Genomic DNA, 20,410 nt, shown 5'->3' with positions numbered 1-20,410 from the left:
AAAGGCGACCCCCGAGACTCGTGGCGATGGCCATGCTCGTGATCGGACGGGACTCGCGCCGGCCGTAGCCGGTCCCCGAGGCCCCGAGGCTCTGTGCACGACCGGGACCCGGCCTCAGGACACCGGGACACCACAATGATCGCGGATCCCGCACCTACATCTCCACCCGAAACAACCGCCGCCAATCGGGCGAACTGACACATCTCCACAACGTGAACAAACCCTGGTGCTCAGGGACGTCCGGGAATCGGACACACACCAGCACGGATCGGCACGCTGTTACTCCTCGTTGGCAAAGAGATAGGGGAGGCGCAGGGTGAACAACGCACCGCCAAGTTCCGGACTGTCGCCCACCTCCAGAACTCCGTCGTGCGCGAGTGCCACCTCCCGGGCGATCGCCAGGCCGAGTCCACTTCCGCCGGGGTCCTGACGTCGGGCGTCGTGCAGTCGCGCAAAGCGTTCGAAGATCCGTTCCCGCTCCTCGGGGCTGATACCCGGCCCGTCATCGTGGACCGCCACCCACACCTCCCGGCCCATTCCACTCCCATCCTCGGACCGGTCGGTGGTCGTGACCTCGACCCGGATCGCCGATTGGGCATGCCGATCGGCGTTGGCCAGCAGATTCGTCAGCAACCGACCGATACGGACCCGGTCCCCTGCCACCCAGGCGCCGGTGGTCAGGCGCGTGTCCACCGGGAACCGCGTGGGCCCCCGCGCGACCTCGTCCGTCACCAGATCAGCCATGTCGAAGTGTTCCCAGGCCGAGGAGACGTCGGCGTCCAGCCGGGACAGTTCTAACAGGTCAGTCACAATACGTTCCAGGCGCTCGGCGTCGGCCAGGACGGCGCGCAACGCGGGTACGGCGTCGATTTCCTCGGGCGCGGCAAGTTCGACCTCCAGGCGTGTGCGCAGGCCAGCGATCGGGTTACGCAACTCGTGTGAGGCGTCGGAGACGAACCTGCGCTGCCGAACCATGGCATCGGCCAGTCGATCGAGGGTCCGATTCGCGGTCCGGGCCAGCTCGGCGACCTCATCCCCGGTCGCGGGAACGGTGAGCCGTCCACTCAGATCGGTGGTGCTCAACCTGGCAAGCTCGGTACGGATCCGCTCCACCGGCCGCAGGGTCCGGCCGACCCCCCACCAGATCACGCCACCGACGGCGGCGACAATCACCAGCCCCAAGCCGGTCAGGGCCAGTTCGAGTCGCGGGGCCATCAGAAAGTCGGGCTCCTCCACGGCCGCATACACCATGACGTCCCCATAGGCGGTGTCCTCGTACTGGATCCCGACCACGGTGAGGCAGTCAGCCGCGACGCCGGCGACGCCGCAGACGGTTCCGTCCACGCGAATGTCGCCGGCGTCCGGACGCATTCGGGTCAGTGGCCCCCGGCCCGCCAGGGCCGCGGTGGAGGCCACCACCCCGTCCTCGGCGACCACCTGAATGCGGACCACGCCCTCGATCGGGGGCAGGTTCGCGGCGACGGGACGCTCGTAGACCAGCTCGGCGGTCTGTCGCGCAGCGGTCGCCGCCCGCTCGACACGTTCGTGTCCGACCGCATCCCGGGTCAGCACCGAGGTTACGGCCATGGCGAACAGCAGGACCAAGCCCACCGCGATCGTCGACGTCACGGTCACGCGGGCCCGTATCGAGCGGGGGATCCACCGCCATCGATCCATGGGCCTCCAGAGTCCGCCCGCGCTACGTCAGCTCCTTGCCCTGAGCGTGTCCACCAGCGGGCAATGCCTCCCCCAAGCGCGGGTCGGCTTCTCCCAAAGAAGGGGGCCGAGCCCTCGGCTGTACGGGGTCCGGCGTGTCGTCCCTGGGGCACCGAGGCGACCGCGGAACCGGCCGGTTCGGCAGCGGCGGTGTGGGTCGGACCGGATACCAGCGCTGCGTGCGAGCTACGGTACGCGGCCGGACAGGTGACTGGCCATGCTTATGGCGATCCGAAACCGGTCCGGAATACCGGGTCCCGACCGAGCCGCCACGAGTGCGGGACATGGGGCACGGGACGGTGCGGAGTCCTTCAACCTCGCTGATCGAGCAGGACTACCAGCTGGGCACTCTCCTCCGGCGTCAAGGTCAGACCGAAACGGGAGGCAAGGACATTTGGAACCTCGCTGGCGGGGAGCTCGTGCCGGGTCCGAGGCTGGCCGGGTCGGTGAATGTCCAGACGTCGGTCCACCAACGACCAGCGTTCCCTGCTTCCGTTGCGGTCCACGACGAGGTGTCGTACGAACGGAGAGTCCGGATGAGTGGCGGCGACATAGTTGTGGTCGCGGATATCCGCGGGATAGTACGGCTCGTCCGAGAACTGGTAGAGGGTGAACCATCCGTCCCCGCGCCACAGCCGCAGCACCCACCGTCCGGCTGGTGACCGGTCCAGGCGGTAGGCCCAACTTCCCTGGTGCAGATGTGTTCCGTCCACAAGGGGTAGCGGCTCCAGTGGACCCGTGTTGCCGACACCGACGTCGACCATCCAGGGCTTGCCGTCCGCAGTCACCTCCAGCAAGGTGTGTCCCACGGCATCGATGGTGCTCTCGTCCGCCCCCATCAGCATCCGAGCGCTGCGGAACTCCACCGGGAAGCCGATCTGGGCCAGTACCGCTCCGAAGAGCGGGTTCTGCTCGTGGCAGTACCCCCCGCGCCCCCGGTACACGAGCTTGGCCTGAAGCCGGTGCAGGTCCAGGTGCACAGCTCCACCGAGCTGGATGGCCAGGTTCTCGAACGGGACCGTATGGGTGTGGGCGCTGGTGAGCGCCCGCAGGGTAGCTGCCGTGGGCTCCAGGCTCCCCCGGTACCCGATCCGTGCGAGGTAGGCCTCCACATCCACTGTGTCGTTGGTCTCCAGCAGGTGCGCCGCCCGATCAGAACCGTTCGCATCGGCAGCGCCGCTGCGATGCTCCACAGCCGCTGGCTGGTCCTGGCTGGGCGCCACTCCGCGGAGTTCTTCGGGCTCGACACCTTGTGATTCGCCGGCGTGTAGCTCCACTGCTCCTCCTGCTGACATCTCCTCGGGACCATGACCGTCGACATGGGGCCCGGGGTGGGGGCGACTCCGTGGAGTACCCCCACCGGTGCGGCCTGCGGGCCTCGGATCAGGTCGGGGTGGTCCCGCACCGAAGACCGGGACACACCCAGGAACGGAACCGCTTGCGGAGTCGTCCGCCGCCGCGACACCAACCGTGGATTCCGAGCCCGTCTGCGTCTGTCGTGTTCGGGTGTCGGCTGGAGTCAGCGTGCCCGGCACCGCTTACGTCTCCCTGACGAGGCGCTTACGGTCACCGGGGTTGCTGGACGGCGTGGGCTACCGTGTCCGATATGCGGTTCGGTGTCCTGGGTCCGATTGCGGTGTGGGCCACAGACGGAACCCCGGTGACGATTCCCGGCGTCAAGGTGCGGGTGCTCCTGGCTGCCCTACTCGCACATGCTCCGCACACCGTGTCGACCGAGCGGCTGTTCACCGAACTGTGGGACGACGAGATGCCCACAAACCCCTCCGCCGCACTACAAGCCAAGGTGTCCCAGTTGCGGCGGGCCCTGGCCGAGGCCGATCCGCAGGGGCGGCAGCTGGTTCAGGCGCAAACCCCGGGTTACCGCCTTCGGCTGGACCGCGTGGCCTGCCACGGGACACCCCCTACGGACGCACAACGGTTCCAGGAACTCCTCACCGCAGCGCGACGCCACACGGAACCGTCCCACCGCGTGTCCGCGCTCCGCGGGGCTCTCGCCCTGTGGCGTGGAGAGGCCTATGCCGACACCAGCGGGTCCGGCCTCACCCGACAGGCCGCGCTGCGGCTGGAGGAGCAGCGGATCACGGCACTCGAAGACCTGGCCGAGTCGCGGTTGGAGCTCGGGGAACACGGTTCGCTCGTGGCCGAGCTGGAGGAACTGACCGCCGAGCATCCGTTACGGGAACGGTTACGGGCGGCACAGATGCGGGCGCTGTACCTGGCTGGCCGCCAGGGCGAGGCCCTGGAGCGCTTCGAGGAGATCCGCACCCGGTTGCGAGACCAGCTGGGAACGGACCCGGGGCCCCAGCTCGTTCGGCTGCACCAGTCACTGTTGACCCAGGACCCGCAGTTGGAACCGGAAAACGCCACCCGTGCCGGGGCGATGGGGCCACCGGACACCAACCTCCCGGCGACGACCAGCGGCAGCGGTGAGCTTGTGGGACGCGCCGCAGCGGTGTCCGAGTTGCGGTCCCGGCTTACCGGGCCTGGCGAAGTGCGGCTTTTGAACCTGACCGGGCCTGGTGGTGTCGGCAAGACGCGTCTCGCTCTCGAGACCGCGCACCAGCTCCGTCCCGAGTTTCCCGACGGCGTGTGGTTCGTGGATCTGGCTGCGCACTGGTCGACGATGGACAGCACCGAGCCCTCCGGACGTGCCTCCCCCGACGCACCGACCCCGGAGGACGTTGCCGCAGCCGTTTCCGCAACCCTGGACATCCGTGAAGATGACGTCCTGCCGTCATTCCGCCCCGAGAGCACGCAACGGGCCGACGTCGTCACCCGGCTCGTCTCGGCCCTCGGCGCACGTCGGCTGTTACTCGTCCTGGACAACTGTGAACATGTCACTGGCGCCGTGGGGACCCTGGTCGAGCGATTGCTCGCCGCTCCCGAACTCGTGGTTCTGGCAACCGGTCGGGAACCCCTGGGCCTGCCAGCCGAACACGTCCACCCGGTGCCGCCGCTGGACCTGCCCCACGGTGAGGCGTCGGTTGCCGAAGCGCTCGCTACCGGCGCCGTGCACCTCTTCGAGAGCCGGGCGGCGGCAGCGAGCCCTGGATTCCGGGTCACCGAGGACAACGTAGACGCGGTCGTGGGCGTGTGCCACCGACTGGACGGCATTCCCCTGGCTCTGGAGCTCGCCGCGCCGCAGGTCCGGACCTTGGGGGTCCACGAACTCGCCTCCCGGCTCGCCAACAGATTCCACCTGCTGGCCGCCGGGCGCCGGTCCGGACCCGAGCGGCACCGCACGCTACGCGCCACCATCGATTGGAGTTGGGAGCTGCTGTCGCCACCGGAACAGCGGGTGCTACGTCGGTTGTCGGTTCACGCCGGCAGCTCCTGTCTCGTCGCGGTGGAGCAGGTGTGTTCGGACAGCGACCTGCCCGAGGCCGAGGTTGTGCAGATTCTGACCCAGTTGGTGGACCGGTCTCTCGTCCAGGTGGACTGGTCCGGCCACCGACCGCGGTACCGCCTCCTCGATGTGGTCGCTGCCTACGCTCGGGAGCGACTCGAAGCAGCCGGGGAGGAACGTGAATTCCGTCGACGCCACGCGGAGTATCACGCGCGCCGCGCCGCACGGATTCTGCCCCGTGCAACCGGTCCCCGCCAGCAGGAATGGTTGCACGAGCTGGATCTGGACTCCGCGAACCTACGCGCGGCCATCGCCGCCGCGGCAGAGCTGGACTGTGGCCAGGTGGCGCTGCACCTGGTCAATGCCACGAGCTGGCACCGGTTTCTTCGGGGGCGGTATCGGGAATTGCGGGAAGCCCTGACCGTGGCGCTCGCGGCCGCAGAGCGGAACCATTCTGACATCTCGCTCTTCGACCACGCCCGGGGCCTGACGTGGCGTGCCTGTGTCGCCTATCTGGACCATCGGGACGACTCCCCAGACGCCTTGCGTGCGACCGCACTGGAGCGGTGGGAACAGCTGAAGGATCCCCAGAGCCGCGCGGAATGCGAGTGGCTGTTGGCGCTGGCGATGCTGGGGGCGGGGGACGCCTCCGTGGCGCGCTCGCTGGTGGGGTCCGCACGGACCACGTTCCAGGAACTGGAAAACCACTGGGGCATGGCTGCGGCCTTGAGTACCCGCGCCGAGCTGGCACTGGTTGCGGGAGAACTATCCCTGGCGCGTGCGGACAGCACGCAGTCCTGTTCGCTGTTCCAGCAGCTCGGGGACCGGTGGGGCCAGCTGCACCCCATCCAGACGCTGGGCACACTGTGTGAGATCGACGGGGACTACGCTGCCGCCACCCGCCACCACCGGACCGCCCTACGCATCGCCGAGGAGCTGGGCAATTGGCCATCGGTCTCGGCCCAGCTCGCACAGCTGGGACGGCTGGCTCTGCTGGGGGGCGATCTCCACGCCGCCCACGACTTCCATCGGCGGGCGCTGCGGCTCGCCGAGCAACAGGCGCACTCAGCGGGTTGGGCCTTCGCCGGGAACGGTATGGCACTGGTCGAACGCCGGTCGGGGCGGCTCGACGCGGCCGAGTCCCGACTGTGGGAACTTCTCGAATGGAACCGACGTGCCGCATACACGCCGGGTGTCGCGTTCATTCTGGCCGAGCTGGGGTTCGTGGCCGAGCTACGCGGGGACGCGGAAACCGCATGGCGGCGACACACCGACGGCTTGCGCTCCGCGTGCGCAACCGGGGACCCACGGGCCGTCGCCCTGACGGTCGAGGGCCTGGCCGGCGCTGCGGCGTGTTCCGGCGCGTTGATCCGTGCCGCGCAGCTCCTCGGCACGGCTGCGGCCGCCCGGGACGCGGTTGACTCTCCGCTGCCTGCGGCGGAACGGGTCGACGTGGATCGCATCCTGGATGTAATCCGCTCGGGGCTCGGGGAGCAGGAGCTGGAGGCGCAGTGGCAAAGCGGGCGGGGCATGTCCTGGTCCGCCCTGTGTGCTGAGGCGTGATCCGTGGCGGGGCACGGGCGCCGGGCGGCGAACGCCGGCCCCCGGACCCCGAGCACTGTCGCGTCGGTTCGGGTCTGGAACGCGTGTGGGCGGAATCGGCTAGAGCCCGAGTGCTGCGACTACGGTACGAATACAGGCCAATCCGGTTTGGCAACCGTACCGAGGAGGCGATCATGCGGTTGGACTCGTGCCGAGAATTGAAGCTTTCCCTGCACGACCGGGAGACCGAGCTGCTCGCACAGACGGAGGTGCCGTGGCTGGGTTTGGGCATTGCGCCCGCTGGTTCTGGTGAGTTTCGCCTGGCTGTGCGGCTGCGGGACCGCGAATCCGTACCGGACTGGCTACTGGATCGCCTGTCCCGGGAATCGCACGACGAGTTCGAGATTGTGCAGACGGGCGACCTCGCCACGTTGGAGGCCCGCACCCCGGCTGAGCTCCAAAAGAGGCAACGCCCCCTGGTTCCCGGCTGCTCGGTCGGACACCCGGACGTCTCAGCCGGAACACTCGGTGCATTCGTCACGGTGGACGACACGGCCCACATCCTGTCCAACAGTCACGTCATCGCCAACAGCGGGCGCGCGGAGCTGTGCGATCCGATCCTTCAACCCGGGGTTGCGGATGACGGAAGCACCGATATCGACCAGGTGGGAACACTTACGGCGCAGGTGCCGCTGCGCGAGGATCAGCCCAATGTGGTGGATGCTGCCGTGGCCCGGGTGCGTGGCGAGGTCGAGTTCGCCGCCGCCGATTACCCGGGCGGCCCGGTGTGCTCCGTCTCGGCACCGACAGGCGAGGATACGGCGGTGGAGAAGATCGGGCGTACCACCGGCCACACCACAGGACGGGTGACCGCGTTCGAAGTGGACGGTCTCCGCATCAACTTCGGATTCGCCCAGCTGGTGTTCGATGGACAGATCGAGATTTCGGGAACCGGTGGCTCCTTCAGTTCCGGCGGCGACTCCGGTTCGCTCATCTGGACATCAACGGGCCGCTCCGCAATGGGTCTGCTCTTTGCCGGAAGTGAGCAGGGAGGCCCCGACGGCACCGGGCTCACGTACGCCAACCCCCTGTCCCAGGTCCTGACCGCTGTGGAGGCACGACTGCACGGTGCACCGGCGGCACCGCGAGCGACCTGACCCGCACGAGACTTGCCCGGCGTCAGCCGAGCCTCCCGTCCACTCCGGGACTCATGCATCCACACCCTGTGGAAAACTGGAACGATGTGCACCTCCCGCCCACATGACCACCCTCCGTACACCGGCGTCAGTCAATGGCTGCCCCATCCGGGACGCACCCCGCGCCGCCTGACCTGATCCGAACCGGGGCGAGTACGCACACATACCGTCTGATCTGCGGTTTTCGCAACAGGACACGCCCTGCGGCGACCCCATACGGGGTCAGCCAGCACGTGGGGGCGACGTTTCAGAGCGATAACGTGATTCGAGCACATGTCGACAGGGCGACATGCGCACCCGCGCCGTGCAAGCTTGTGGAAAACTGGCGTTCCCTGGGGACAACTGCACACCCACTGGTTTCACGTTAAACCGAGGACGCGTCGAGCTCCCGGACCACACTGACCCGAAACGCCAGGTCCTGCACCAGACCGTGCACGAGCACGGTGTACGTCCCGTCATCATGCTGCAAGACCGTTCGGCGCCGCAGAATGTAGGGGTGGCGCGGCCGATGTTCTCGCGCGACGGTCCGGGCTGCGGCCTGGGCTTCCTCCTGGGCGGAATAGACATGCCCCGCCAGGCTCTGCACAACGTGATTGGGTCGCGTCTCCTCGATGAGGATGCGCCAGCACGGGTCGCCCTCCGCCATGTTTCGACCTCCGTCCCGCTCCCGGACACACGCCCCGATCATAGATCGGCGATCCGGCTGTGCCGTGCGCACGTTTTCGCACCGGTCCCCGTGCGGCCACCCCACACGCCGGTGATCGGCACCCACCAGCGGGCAAAGCTACACTGACCCTCACAAAACGTCCCCCATACCGACCCCGGCCCAGGGTTCCTCCCTCCCGGGGCGCAGCCCACAAGCCCGAACCTCCCGGCGCGCGGTCCGACCGTACCGTCGGCATCCCTAAGGACCACACATGGAACCACTCGCATACGTGGTGTTGGGCGGAGCGATCAGCCTCGTCAGCAGCGCCACCGTTACCTGGCTTCAAGGGCGACATAGTCGCAAGACCGCGGATCGGGATGCGGCTCGCGCCGCCAACCGCGAGCTGACCCGCCTGTTCATCGCCGAACGAGACGCGGCGCGGTCCACGGACTCCGGCACGGGAAGCGGGCGAGCAACCAACGGGATCCGTTCCGAAGCTGAACTCCTCACCAGCGCAATCACCGATAAGCGAGTCCGGGAACGCCTCCGTCACGTCGTCCGGCTCCTCCAGGAACTGCATCTGCCCGAGCTACAGGAGCTCAGTGGCACCCAGGCGGGCACGGTCCGAGAGCTCCTGTGCGGACACGCCCTGGACGTCCTCGGTGCCCATTTCCGTGGCGAGCGGATTCCGGCCCAGCCCGAAGAGATCCAGCGTCTGCTGAAAGTCGAGGACGAGGCACTGCGTATCCACCACGGCGGCACGCCCCGCTCCGGGGAAGACACCGGGGACACCACGGCAGAATCCCCGAAACGGCCATCCACCGGCCGCACCTCCCGGAACAACCGCCGGGGCACGAAGGCCGGAGACGAGGACAGCACCGCCAGCACCAAAGAGGAGCAGGGCTCGACATCCTAGGAACGGTGGCTCGAACGAACCGCTGACGTTTCACAGGCGAGCCCCTCCCCGGCCGGCCGACACGCCCGCCGGATCGTAACCGCGACCGTGGCCGGATCATCAACCATCGGAATGTGCCCACAGTCCAACAGGGTCACCACCTGCGCATGAGGGATGCGATCCCGCGCCCGCCGGGCCATCCGGGGTGGCAGGATCCGGTCACGCTCTCCCCAGGCGATCGTCACGGGACACGGAACGTCCGTCGTCGGGACGGTGTAGTTCGCGACCTCCGGCGCCAACCGCTGGAACGGGGAGCCGGGTTCCAGAACCGCGGTGTTAAACCGGGCCTCGCGCGCCGCGGGTGCCTGCGGGTCGGCATGCAGCGTGCGCCGGGCCAGGGCCCGCAGAGGTGGCGTGTCCGCGACCGCGCCACGTAGCCGCTCGGGGACACGCCCCGCCACGGCCATGCCGTACACCAGCGCACGCAGTGTCGCATTCTCTAGCGGTGTGGCGAATCCGATCGGTGAGAAAGCGGTCACTGAAGCCGCTCTGCCTCGAATCCCCAGCTCGAGGGCCACGGCCCCGCCGAGGGAGTTGCCAACCACGTGCGGGCGGACCACCCCCAAGTCCTGGCACAACTCCGCTACGGCGTCGGCGAGGGCTGCGACGTCATAAGGCTCTCCAGGTGGAGGTTCCGGCGACTCACCACACCCCGGCAGATCCGGGGCAACAACATCGACGTGCTCGCCCAGATGACGAAGTACCGGACGCCACACCTGACGCCGGTGCGAGATTCCATGCAGGAGAACGAGCGGCGATCCGCGACCAGTCCGGTCATAGCGCAGCAGGCTGGGCTCCATGCCCTCGGTCTACCATGTCGACCCCACGTCCTGCTGTCCCCCGTAGGGCAATCCCGGAAAACTCAGACCTCGTCCAACAACCGGTCCAGATCGTCCTCGGTCCGCCCGAGATCCACACGCACGCGAAACCGCACCCGCAGTAGCTCCACCCACAGGCCACGCACCCGCTCCGTATCGACCTGTTCCCGGAATCGCACCACTCCCAGCGACGACCAGTGTTCGGCACCGGGCAGATCGTCATAGGCATAGAGCGCCTCGGCGACATGAAGATACGTCTGAAGACCCCGGGGGCCATAGGCGAGGAGACAGTCCAGTTCCTGCCGGGCTTCCTCCCACCGTTCGAGCTCCAACAGAGCCCCGGCACGCAGCGCCCGCGCATCAATGAGCGTGGGACCACCGTCCTCCACCGCCCGCTGGTACACCGCTGCGGCCCGGGCGAACTCGTAGGCCATTTCCCACTGCTCCCCGGAGCGGGCCAACAGCTCGGCGCGGGACACCGTGCTGTGCGCATCCGCCTGTTCCGCAAGGCGCTCAAGCTCCCGAGCCGCGTGGCCATGTTCGCCCGAGTGCACTGCCCGGAACTCCACACGATCCAGATCGTCGGAGGTAACCTGCACCATCGTCACCCCGCTCCGCTGCTGCGCCCCACCCCGACCCCCGCAGGATGGTGACACACGGTTCCTAGGCTCTACAGCGCTCCAGAGCTGACCAGAAGCCACCCCGCAGCGACTCCCGGACGTCCTCCCGAAGCAGGTAGTCCACAGGAAGCGCCGACCCCTGGAGCATGCGTGCCTCAAGGTCAGCCGGCATTCTCGGCTGACCGGCCAGCACGGCCTCGACCCACAGGGCTGGTGCATCCCGGGCAATGGACTCCCCGAAGTTGTCACCCTCCTGGTACGCGGTACGCACCGCATTCGCCACCGAGTGTGGATCCTGGGGGTCAGGAGCAACATTGCCCACTCGTGGCGTGGGATTCGTGTACGGCCCGTGCTGGACGGGCGGCGTGGGCTGGGGGCCAGTAGCTGGGCGCATCCCGTTCTGGGTGGCGGTCGCGCCCCTGAGGTTCGCCTCAGTTCCCGTACTGGCCCCACTCGTAGGGTTTACGGGAGAGCTACCTCCGAATCCCTGCTGCTGCCCCGTGTTCGAGCCATAGCCGCGGTCCTGGCCCGGTGGTGCCCCTCGCCCTGGGGGGTCTCCGCGCCCCTGGGCAGGTGCCGCCCCGGTGGGGGGATTCTGGTATTGGGTCCCGCCCGGGTTCATCCGTTGCTGGGGTTGCTGGGGGCCGGTGCCGTTCATGCCGCGCATGCTGGGCTGTGCTCCAGATGCGGGATGCCCCTGCCCCGCCTGCGGAGCCATCGAGGGGTGCGCCCCGCTGTGTCCCGGGTGCTGCGCGGGATATCCACCGGTGTGTTGCGCCTGATACCCACCCGAGGGCATCGCATGCCCACCGGTCTGGTTCGGATTCCCCCCAGCCGGCGCCTGATACCCACCCGAGGGCATCGCATGCCCACCCGCCTGCTGCGGACTCGCACCGTTCGGATAGGCATGCCCACCGGTCTGGTTCGGACTCCCCCCGGCCGGCGCCTGATACCCACCCGAGGGCATCGCATGCCCACCCGCCTGCTGCGGACTCGCACCGTTCGGATAGGCATGCCCACCGGTCTGGTTCGGACTCCCTCCAGCCGGCGCCTGATACCCACCCGAGGGCATCGCATGCCCACCCGCCTGCTGCGGACTCGCACCGTTCGGATAGGCATGCCCACCGGTCTGGTTCGGACTCCCCCCGGCCGGCGCCTGATACCCACCCGACGGCGCGGGTTGCCCCCCAGTCGCCGGATTCGACACGTCGCCTGCGGCACCGGGCTGGTCGCCACCTCGGCGGTGGGCGATGCTCTGCTGCATCGCGCGTAGTTGCTCCATCGCGGTACCGGCCGGTTGCCCCCCGGTGTTCGCGTACATCATGGCCATGTCCGCGGGCTCGACACGATCGGCCGCGACATTGGCGTTGACCGGCTGGCGAGACATCGGTGCGCCATGGGACTGTCCATTGGACAATGGACCGGCACTCCCGGTCTCCTCCGCCGGGTCGGGCTGGGCCAGCAGGTTCACGTACGGGCGTAGATGCCCGGCACCCACCTCGATCAAATCATCGCACTCCCGGCGCAGAGCTCGGGAAATCGTCCAGTTCCCCTCGACCGAGACATGGACGACGGTGACCCGCACGCCGAGATCCTGGACGTCGGCCACCACCTGCGCCATGTCCTCATCCCCGCTGACGAGGACAGCCTCACACAACCCCCCGGTACGGGCGAGCGTGGTGAGGTCCCGCTGCACATAGCTCTCGACCCCTTCCCGACGCCCCGGGCGGATACGTGCCGCGCGGAACTTGATCCCCGGAATGTCGGCGATACTGTCCTGCTCCTGGTTCCGTCGGTCGTCGACAGTGGTTTCGTACCAGTAGCAGCGCAGCAGCGAGAGACCGGTTCGATCCCGAGCCATGTCACTCAACAGGCGCACCAGGCCGGCGTAGTCCCACGAGACAGAGTCACGGTTGCGCGTACCGTGCACCGCCATCGCACCGTCGGCCAACAGGTAACCGGCGTCCACGAACAGCGCACAGCGATCCACCCGACACCGCCCCTTCCCTCGAACCTCGTGCTTGCAGCCGGCCGTATTTCGGCCCTGCTGTTCGAGATGTCGGCATTACGTCCTTCTCGACAGACCGGTGTCAGCCTGGCCGCGCCTTCTCCGACGCGTGGACACCTCGCGACCCCTGGCACCACACGCGAACCCCGGTCCGCCTGCCGTCAATCAGCCTACTGGCGAATGCTTTTTGGGGCGCACACAATCCGTGGACGAACTTCGCTCCATCGAAGGACACCACGTCAGGGGGCGAAATGACCAGCGCAAAAGGAGGAGTCACGGGAGACAACTCACAACCCTGTCACCTTTTGGTCGAAAACTTTACCGCACCAAGTACGTCCGAATCCTGGTGACACCCGGATCGACGGGTCAGCCAACCGGAAGCTCGGACGGAACGGGCGGTTCCGGTGGCTCGGGTGGTTCCGGCGGAGCGGGTGGTTCCGGCGGAGCGGGAACGTCCGGGACATCCGGAACATCGAACAGCCCCGGAGGTTCCGGGAATCCCGGCGGCTCGGGGCCGAGATGCCCGGGTGGTCCGGGCACTCCCGGGGGCCCGGGTGGGTCCGGGGGCCCCGGTGGATCCGGAAACGCCGGTGGATCCGGTGGATCCGGCGGCTCGGGTGGATCCGGCGGCTCGGGTGGTGCCCCCGGTTCGGGGGGCGTGTCCTGCTCCTGCGGCGGCTCCGGCGGTGCGGGTTCGGACTCGTCCGCGGGCTCTTCCACCGACTCGGCGGCTGTGGCCGGTGGATCCGTGGCAGTGTCGGTTTCCTCGGGCTCCTCGGGCTCAGACGAATCCGAGGAATCCGAGGAATCCGAGGAATCCGGATCGTCGGGCGGGTCCGGGTCCGCACCGGCACCATCGTCGTCCTCGTCCTGCTCCGGCTCGGCGGGCTCCGCCTCCGGGGCCTCGGTCTCGGGAGCTGCCGACGACGGCGGCTCGGAGACCGGCTCCTCGTGACTGACCATCGCGAACGCCGCAGCCGCGGCCACCACCGCAGCGGCCGTTCCTCCCGCCACCGCCTGCTGCTGCCGACGCGGCATGCCCTGCCACGCGCCGCCGATCCCCGCCGCCGTCGGCAGAGAGGCCAGATATCCGGCGGCGACCGGCCCCGCCACGAGCGGACCGACGATCACGCGCAGCCCCACGTTGACATCCATGAGCTCCGCGTAGACACCACGACAGTCCGCGCACGTGTCCAGGTGCGCGTCCACACCCGTAGCGTCCCGGCGGGACAACCCGCCCCGCACGTAGGCACCCAGCTGGTTCAGCGCGGGGCGACACGACTCGGACGGGGCACCTCCGGCCAGGTGCATCTGGAGGTAGGCCTGACGCAGCCCCTCCCGAGCCCGGTAGGCCAGGGCGGCAACGCCGTTCGCGGTCATCCCCAAGACGGGGGCCACCTGAGCGGGCTTGCCCCCCTCAATCTCGGTGTGCCACAGCACCGCCTGCCATCTCTGGGGAAGCGACAGGAACGCCTGGGCGATGAGCGACCGTTCCAGCCCCTCCAGAGCCGGATCGACGAATGGCTCCCCCCGATCGAAGGTCTCCACATCGTCGGTGACAACCTGGCGTCGTTCGCCGCGCAGACGGTCGTAGGACACATTGCGGACCGCCGTGAGGAGATACGGACGGAATCCGTCGGACGGTCCACCACCGCGTTGGATGACCGTCAACACACGTTCGAAGGTGTCGGCGACGATGTCATCCACCTCGGCCTGGCTACGCGCCAACTGGTGTGCGAGCCCACGTGCCGCCGCCGCGTGCCGCTCGTACAACAGGGCGTAGGCGTCGGTGTCACCGCCACGGACGGCTGCGATGAGCGCACTGTCGGCTCGCTCCGCCTCGACATCCTCGTGCGGCGCCTCGGTCATCGGCCACCTTTCGTCACACGCCCCGCTACGGGGCCCCGTCCCTCCCGACGGGCGCGTCCCAACCGGCCATATCCCAACGACGGAGCGCGGTGGGAAGAGGCCACAAAAATCATCTCGTATTCCGCGTCATGACCGCAGCCCTTCTCCGTCATTGGAGTGAGGGCATCCACCGGCGCGGCAGGACCACGCCGGTGGGCGACCAGGCAATTTCGACAGGAGCCAGAGATGGGAACCGGACCCACCAAAAGCGCCATGCTACGCGCCGCCTGGCGTCTGCGCAGTCGCGCGATGGGGTGGAAGTATCCGGACGACTGGTGGCGTCCGGCCGTGGACGAGATCAGCTCCGCCCTTGCCAACGGGGAGGACCTGACACATTCCGCAACAGAGCTGGGCAGGGCCCGCGCCCGCTCCGGTGTGCCGATCGGTAGTGCCTTGGAGGACTTCGCGGCGCTGAGCACGGTGATGGCATGGACGGCACCACCGCTACACCTGGTCAAGGCCCTGGCAGAAGGATGGGTGGACGAGTGTGAGCGCCCGCAGACCTGTCAGGAGCCGCTGACCGGACTGACCACCCCGGCCTATCTCCGGACCAGGCTCACCGAGCTGTACCGGGTCTCGGCCCCACATCCACCACCGAAAAGCACGCACCGTCTGGTGCTGGTCGCGCTCGACTCCGCCAGCGATCCGTGGCGGCAGGCCGCCCGCGCCATCGTGGTCAGCCACAAGTTGTCCACGCTGTTCGATCGGGGAGAGACCCTGGCGTGTCTGTCCGAGGGCACCTTCGCGGTCCTGGCTACCGATGGACCCGAGCTGCAACGACGCACCGACCGCCTGCGCCTCTCCTTGGAGCTGGAACACGCGGCGCACGTATGGAGCGTCTCCCTCCCGGAAACCGTTGGCGCGGCCCTGGACCTACTCAGCGATGTTGCGGCCACCACGGTCACGGACTAACGCGACTTCCAGTCGCCGCCGGCGCTGCGTGATCCCGTAGAGGGGGCGGGATCCCGGCGTCGGCGGCCTTCCGGCCGTTCGTCCGCACGCACGGACCGAACGGGCCACCGGGCCGCGGCAGCCGCCGATGGGGGATCGGCGGTTGTCCGGGCCGTTCGGGGATGGAGATGCTCCTACGCGGGGCGGGCGTCTCCATCCCCGTCTCTGGTTCAGGGCGGGAGCGTCAACCTCGGCCAAGGTCGACAATGGCCGCAGCCACGGCCGAGGCCACGGCAGTGGAGCTGAGTCCGTCGTCGGCACCCGACCGCAGGTCCCCCACCTTCCATCCGCGGAGGTGTGCGCGCCGCAGACAGCCGTCGTAGCGGTGGTCGCTCTGGAGGTAGACACACGGGGCGTCCGGCCAGTCGACCGGTGTGGGTACGGTTTCCGGCGCCCATTGGGTAGCCAGCTCACGGGAGTCGGAGGCATCCACGAGGTGGTGCAGTTCCGCACCGGTCTGCTCGCGGGCCAGGGCCGCCCACGTCACCATCCCGGATTGGGGAAGAAGCGCGTCCAGGAGGACGTAACCGAGGACCAGCCGATGAGCCGAACGTTGCGACGCGCCCACCTGCGGTAGCAGTGGGCCGGCCGCCCCCGTGCCGACCAGTAGCAGGGAGCGGTGGGGCCCGGCCGCGGCAATGTCCAAAGCCGCACGTGCCACGTAGCTGTGCCCGGGGGCCCTACGGTCGGCCTCCGGAACCGAGACGACGTGCACGTCCACGGCGGGGTGTTGTCCCCGCAGCTCCTCCGGGAGCACCCCCCAATCCGGATCCCGGGCCGGTTCGGAAAACGGACTGTGCAGGAGAACGACAGTGACAGCTCCGAGGCTGACGGGAGGCAGTGAACTCACGAGCTCTCGCGGGTCTCGTCGCGCAGCCAGTCGAGGTAGGCGGGATTTCCGCCGATGATCGGCACGGCAATGATCTCGGGGACGTCATAGGAGTGTTCGGCACGCAGCCGCGCGACCAGGTCGTCAAGCCGGTCGTGCGCAGTCTTGAACACAACCAGCCACTCCTCGTCATTCTCAATGGCGCCCTGCCACTGGTAGACGCTGGTGATTGGCCCATTCACCTGCGCGCAGGCAGCCAGGCGCGCCTCGATTGCGGTGCTTGCCAGCGCAAGAGCCTCCTGCCTGCTGTCGGTTGTCGTCTCGACCCGCACATGTTGGCGCACAGATCCATGCGACCCACCGGGCTCCCCGGATTCGGGCGAGTCCGGAGACACCGAAGACACGGAAGACACGGAAGACACGGCCTGTCTCACCTCCACTACTGACACGGCTACCCGTACTGATCAGGCCACTGGGCCACAGCTTCTAGGCTCGGCTACATGAGCGAACGCGAGCACCTGCTGCGACACATCAACGATAAGGCGGTGGTCCACACACCGGTCATCCTCTCCTCTGGTCAACGTGCCGAGTACTACATTGACCTACGCCGCGTCACCCTGTCGGGGGAAAGCGCCCCGCTCGTCGGATCGACCATGCTGGCCGCGACAGGCGACCTCGACTACACGGCGGTCGGCGGCCTGACGCTGGGGGCAGATCCGGTGGCCACAGCCATGCTGCATGCGGCGCACGCGCAGGGAACCCATCTGGACGCGTTCGTGGTCCGCAAGTCCGACAAGGCGCACGGTCTCCAGCGGCGCATCGAGGGGCCGGACGTTGCGGGGCAACGTGTCCTCGCCGTCGAGGACACGTCCACCACCGGAAACTCGGTTCTCACCGCCGTCAACGCGCTACGCGAGGCCGGCGCCGAAGTGGTCGGAGTGGCGGTCATTGTCGAACGCGGGGCCCGGGAGAGGGTTACGGCCGCAGGGCTGGACTACCGCGCCGTGTTCGAGCTGGGGGACCTGGACGTCTGAGCCGGTCGGGTGTGGACGGGTGGCTGTGGGGGTGTTTGCCTGGCGGGTCGCCTCGGCGGTGCTTCCTCTGGGTGCCGTGTTCGTCTGGAGTGCGGGAATCCAGGATGCTCCCGAGCCCCCGCCCACGGCCACCATCCACGGAAAGGCAGGACATCCACCCGGCCCCACTCGTGGCGGCCATGGCATGCGCCAGCCCCGCCGGGCGCGGCGGACAGCCCACGGAGAACAACCCGCGGGGGAGGCTGGCAGCGCGCCCTGACCCCTGGTGCCCCCGCGGAGAAGAGTGCTGGTGGCGGCAGCGGCCCGCACGACGGCCAGCGGGAAGCGCCCGCACGGCACCGGTGCGGCCGAAACGACCGGATCCGCCCCCTGCATCCGCCAGGCCGGGCCCTACCTCATGCCCAACTTCCCAACGCAACTCCTAATCATCCGGACGGACGCTGAAGGAGTACTCTTCAGCCTCCGTATCGAGGTCGTAGGGCTCGCCGTTCACGAACACCTCCACCGCATCCGGTTCGGAGATGGTTACGTCCAGTTGCGGCTCGTCATAGGTCACGTATTCGCCGGTGCTCATCGAGGTGTCGGTCAGGACCTCGCCTCCCGTCACCCGGACGAGGATTTCCGTGGACGACCCGGTGACCCGGACGTGTAGCGTGCCCAGGTCCTCCTCGTCCTCGGCCTCGGCCATAACCTCGTCTCCTTCGGGCATGTTGGCCGTGCCTGGCCCCATGACGCTTCGGTACAGGAAGAAGGCTCCCAGTACCACGAGGACCAGCACGACGAGGACAGCACCAGTGATGGCCAGTACCTGGCCGGTGCCTCGCGGATCGTTCCTGTGTCGCCCCACGCAGCAGAATGTAGCGTGTGTCACCAAAACAATCGATGGGATCACTCGAGATTTGGCCATACTGGGCCGAAATTGGGACGAAAAGCCGCAAACTGTATGCACAGAGCGCAACAACAAACGGATTTCGTGACGTTCATATTACTCCGGGTGACTAAGATTGAGCGAGCCACACGCCGCGATGCGGAATCCGGCATCATGGTCTAGACCTTTCGCTTGGCGCGTCTGCGAGATACTGGCGATCGGCCTGCGAGTGGTGGACCCATTGAGCACACCCCGCCCCTCGCGACAAACCCGCAGGTGACAGGGAGTTAATCACTATGCCTATCGCGACCCCCGAGGTCTATGCCGACATGTTGAGCCGCGCGAAGTCCCAGGGCTTCGCCTACCCGGCGATCAACGTGACCTCCAGCCAGACCCTGCACGCGGCCCTCCGCGGCTTCGCCGAGGCGGAGAGCGACGGCATCATCCAGATCTCCACCGGCGGAGCGGAGTTCCTGTCCGGCGCGACGATCAAGGACATGGTGACCGGTGCGGCCGCGTTCGCCGAGTACGCACGCATCGTCGCCGACAAGTACCCGGTACAGGTCGCGTTGCACACCGACCACTGCCCCAAGGACAAGCTGGACAAGTTCGTCCGCCCACTGCTGGCCCTGTCCAAGGAACGGGTCGCCCGCGGGGAACAGCCACTGTTCCAGTCCCACATGTGGGACGGCTCGGCGGTCGAGCTGACCGAGAACCTCCAGATCGCCGAGGAGCTGCTGGCCGAATCCAACGCTGCCCGCACCGTTCTGGAGATCGAGGTCGGTGTCGTCGGTGGTGAAGAGGATGGGATCGTCGGCGAGATCAACGAGAAGCTGTACACGACCCCGGGTGACGGACTGCGCACCGCCGAGGCCCTCGGCCTGGGGGAGAAGGGCCACTACATCTCGGCATTCACGTTCGGCAACGTCCACGGCTCCTACAAGCCGGGCTTCGTGAAACTGCGTCCGGAGGTCCTCAAGGACATCCAGGACGCCGTTGGGGAACGCTACGGCAAGGACAAGCCCTTCGACATGGTGTTCCACGGTGGCTCCGGATCGACCCTGGAGGAGATCCACGCAGCGATCGACTACGGGGTCGTGAAGATGAACATCGACACCGACACCCAGTACGCCTTCACCCGCCCTATCGTCGACCACGTGATGCGCAACTACGACGGTGTGCTCAAGGTGGACGGCGAGGTCGGAGACAAGAAGGCCTACGACCCCCGCTCCTACGGCAAGGCGGCCGAGGCCGCGATGGCGCAGCGTGTGGTCGAGGGCTGCCAGAGCCTCCGCTCCGCCGGAACCAAGATGTCCTAGGCTGCTGGATCCCCGCACCGCACCGGTGCACCTCTCCAGCCGGCGGGTACGACGGGCAACGCGCCCGCCGTGCCCGCCGTGCCCGCCACACCCTGGCAGGATGGGCACATGAGCCTGCACAACCACAATCTCCTGGGCGACGATCCGCCAACCCACCTACCCGACGATTCCGAACCCCGTGCGGCACTGGCCAACACGACGGATCCGCGAACGGTCGCCGCGCGGTTTCCCGACAATCCGGGCGTGTGGGCGGAGCTCGCAATGCGGTCCCTGGATTCCGGCGAATCTGTCACCGCCTACGCCTACGCGCGCACCGGTTACCATCGTGGCCTCGATCAGCTGCGCCGGTCCGGTTGGAAGGGGCACGGCCCGATCCCCTGGGAGCACGAACCCAATCGGGGCTTCCTGCGGGCCCTGTACGCGCTCTCCCGTGCCGCCGCGAACATCGCCGAGGACCACGAGGCCGAGCGGTGTGCGCAACTCCTGCGGGACAGCTCCCCGACGGCCGTCACCGCCCTGGAGGAAAACGGTGCCCTGCCCACTTAACGCACCAATCCACGTCGGGTAGCCTCAATGTGCAAGAGCCCCTGGCGCCTTGCGCCAGGGGCTTATCCGCGTGTGGCCCTGTGTCGG

Annotated in this window: 17 protein-coding genes; 7 read left to right on the top strand and 10 right to left on the bottom strand. The window is 68.1% G+C overall.

The annotated features are described in order from the left end of the window. Positions 1-279 precede the first annotated feature (279 nt). The gene (locus RIF23_RS14500) at positions 280-1,677 is read right to left on the bottom strand and encodes a sensor histidine kinase (protein ID WP_310913064.1); all 1,398 of its coding nucleotides are present in this window, start codon (positions 1,675-1,677) and stop codon (positions 280-282) included. Between the two features lie 350 nt (positions 1,678-2,027). Next, positions 2,028-2,993 carry an arylamine N-acetyltransferase family protein gene (locus tag RIF23_RS14495; protein WP_310913063.1) on the bottom strand — a complete coding sequence of 322 codons (966 nt, stop codon included), beginning with the start codon at positions 2,991-2,993 and terminating at the stop codon, positions 2,028-2,030. Positions 2,994-3,376: 383 nt separating this feature from the next. Between RIF23_RS14495 and RIF23_RS14490 the strand changes: the two genes are divergently transcribed. Beyond that, a complete protein-coding gene (locus tag RIF23_RS14490) occupies positions 3,377-6,646 on the top strand; it encodes a BTAD domain-containing putative transcriptional regulator (RefSeq protein WP_310913062.1) in 3,270 nt (1,089 codons plus the stop codon). Between the two features lie 173 nt (positions 6,647-6,819). Beyond that, entirely contained in the window at positions 6,820-7,782 is a 963-nt protein-coding gene (locus RIF23_RS14485) for a hypothetical protein (protein WP_310913061.1), read from the top strand. A 403-nt stretch (positions 7,783-8,185) separates the two neighbouring features. Here the strand turns inward: RIF23_RS14485 and RIF23_RS14480 are convergent, their stop codons facing one another. Further along, positions 8,186-8,467, bottom strand: a complete 282-nt coding sequence (locus RIF23_RS14480; RefSeq protein ID WP_310913060.1) for a hypothetical protein — start codon at positions 8,465-8,467, stop codon at positions 8,186-8,188. 271 nt (positions 8,468-8,738) lie between these two features. On the opposite strand from RIF23_RS14480, the gene RIF23_RS14475 reads away from it, so the two are divergent. Then, the gene (locus RIF23_RS14475; protein WP_310913059.1) at positions 8,739-9,383 is read left to right on the top strand and encodes a hypothetical protein; all 645 of its coding nucleotides are present in this window, start codon (positions 8,739-8,741) and stop codon (positions 9,381-9,383) included. Here the strand turns inward: RIF23_RS14475 and RIF23_RS14470 are convergent. The 4 genes from RIF23_RS14470 to RIF23_RS14455 all read right to left on the bottom strand — a co-directional run bounded on the left by RIF23_RS14470 (position 9,380) and on the right by RIF23_RS14455 (position 14,737). Next, positions 9,380-10,222 carry an alpha/beta fold hydrolase gene (locus tag RIF23_RS14470; protein ID WP_310913058.1) on the bottom strand — a complete coding sequence of 281 codons (843 nt, stop codon included), beginning with the start codon at positions 10,220-10,222 and terminating at the stop codon, positions 9,380-9,382. The genes RIF23_RS14475 and RIF23_RS14470 overlap by 4 nt on opposite strands. Before the next feature lie 62 nt (positions 10,223-10,284). Beyond that, positions 10,285-10,842, bottom strand: coding sequence for a tetratricopeptide repeat protein (locus tag RIF23_RS14465; RefSeq protein ID WP_310913057.1), 558 nt, complete (start codon positions 10,840-10,842; stop codon positions 10,285-10,287). A gap of 61 nt (positions 10,843-10,903) precedes the next feature. Continuing rightward, positions 10,904-12,850, bottom strand: a complete 1,947-nt coding sequence (locus RIF23_RS14460) for an NYN domain-containing protein (RefSeq protein WP_310913055.1) — start codon at positions 12,848-12,850, stop codon at positions 10,904-10,906. Between the two features lie 384 nt (positions 12,851-13,234). Then, on the bottom strand, positions 13,235-14,737 hold the full coding sequence (locus RIF23_RS14455) for a sigma-70 family RNA polymerase sigma factor (protein ID WP_310913054.1): 1,503 nt from the start codon (positions 14,735-14,737) through the stop codon (positions 13,235-13,237). Positions 14,738-14,962: 225 nt separating this feature from the next. On the opposite strand from RIF23_RS14455, the gene RIF23_RS14450 reads away from it, so the two are divergent. After that, positions 14,963-15,688, top strand: a complete 726-nt coding sequence (locus RIF23_RS14450; RefSeq protein ID WP_310913053.1) for a hypothetical protein — start codon at positions 14,963-14,965, stop codon at positions 15,686-15,688. Between the two features lie 223 nt (positions 15,689-15,911). Here the strand turns inward: RIF23_RS14450 and RIF23_RS14445 are convergent, their stop codons facing one another. Beyond that, on the bottom strand, positions 15,912-16,577 hold the full coding sequence (locus RIF23_RS14445) for a hypothetical protein (RefSeq protein WP_310913052.1): 666 nt from the start codon (positions 16,575-16,577) through the stop codon (positions 15,912-15,914). Next, complete coding sequence (gene cutA / locus RIF23_RS14440) at positions 16,574-16,900, bottom strand: divalent-cation tolerance protein CutA (RefSeq protein ID WP_310913051.1); 327 nt, start codon at positions 16,898-16,900, stop codon at positions 16,574-16,576. The genes RIF23_RS14445 and cutA overlap by 4 nt, the downstream gene beginning before the upstream one ends. A 156-nt stretch (positions 16,901-17,056) precedes the next feature. Between cutA and pyrE the strand changes: the two genes are divergently transcribed. Continuing rightward, complete coding sequence (gene pyrE, locus RIF23_RS14435; protein ID WP_310913050.1) at positions 17,057-17,590, top strand: orotate phosphoribosyltransferase; 534 nt, start codon at positions 17,057-17,059, stop codon at positions 17,588-17,590. Positions 17,591-18,011: 421 nt separating this feature from the next. On the opposite strand, the gene RIF23_RS14430 is transcribed toward pyrE, so the two are convergent. Further along, positions 18,012-18,461 carry a RodZ domain-containing protein gene (locus RIF23_RS14430; protein WP_310913048.1) on the bottom strand — a complete coding sequence of 150 codons (450 nt, stop codon included), beginning with the start codon at positions 18,459-18,461 and terminating at the stop codon, positions 18,012-18,014. Between the two features lie 293 nt (positions 18,462-18,754). On the opposite strand from RIF23_RS14430, the gene fbaA reads away from it, so the two are divergent. Together fbaA and RIF23_RS14420 are read left to right on the top strand one after the other, a co-directional pair. Then, the gene (gene fbaA, locus RIF23_RS14425; RefSeq protein WP_310913047.1) at positions 18,755-19,777 is read left to right on the top strand and encodes a class II fructose-bisphosphate aldolase; all 1,023 of its coding nucleotides are present in this window, start codon (positions 18,755-18,757) and stop codon (positions 19,775-19,777) included. Between the two features lie 108 nt (positions 19,778-19,885). Then, on the top strand, positions 19,886-20,323 hold the full coding sequence (locus RIF23_RS14420) for a DUF3151 domain-containing protein (RefSeq protein ID WP_310913046.1): 438 nt from the start codon (positions 19,886-19,888) through the stop codon (positions 20,321-20,323). Positions 20,324-20,410 lie beyond the last annotated feature (87 nt).

The organism is Lipingzhangella rawalii (assembly GCF_031628175.1).
Taxonomy (GTDB): Bacteria; Actinomycetota; Actinomycetes; order Streptosporangiales; family Streptosporangiaceae; genus Lipingzhangella_A; species Lipingzhangella_A rawalii.
Note: the sequence above shows the minus strand (reverse complement) of the source record. Positions and strands in the feature narration are given on the sequence as shown.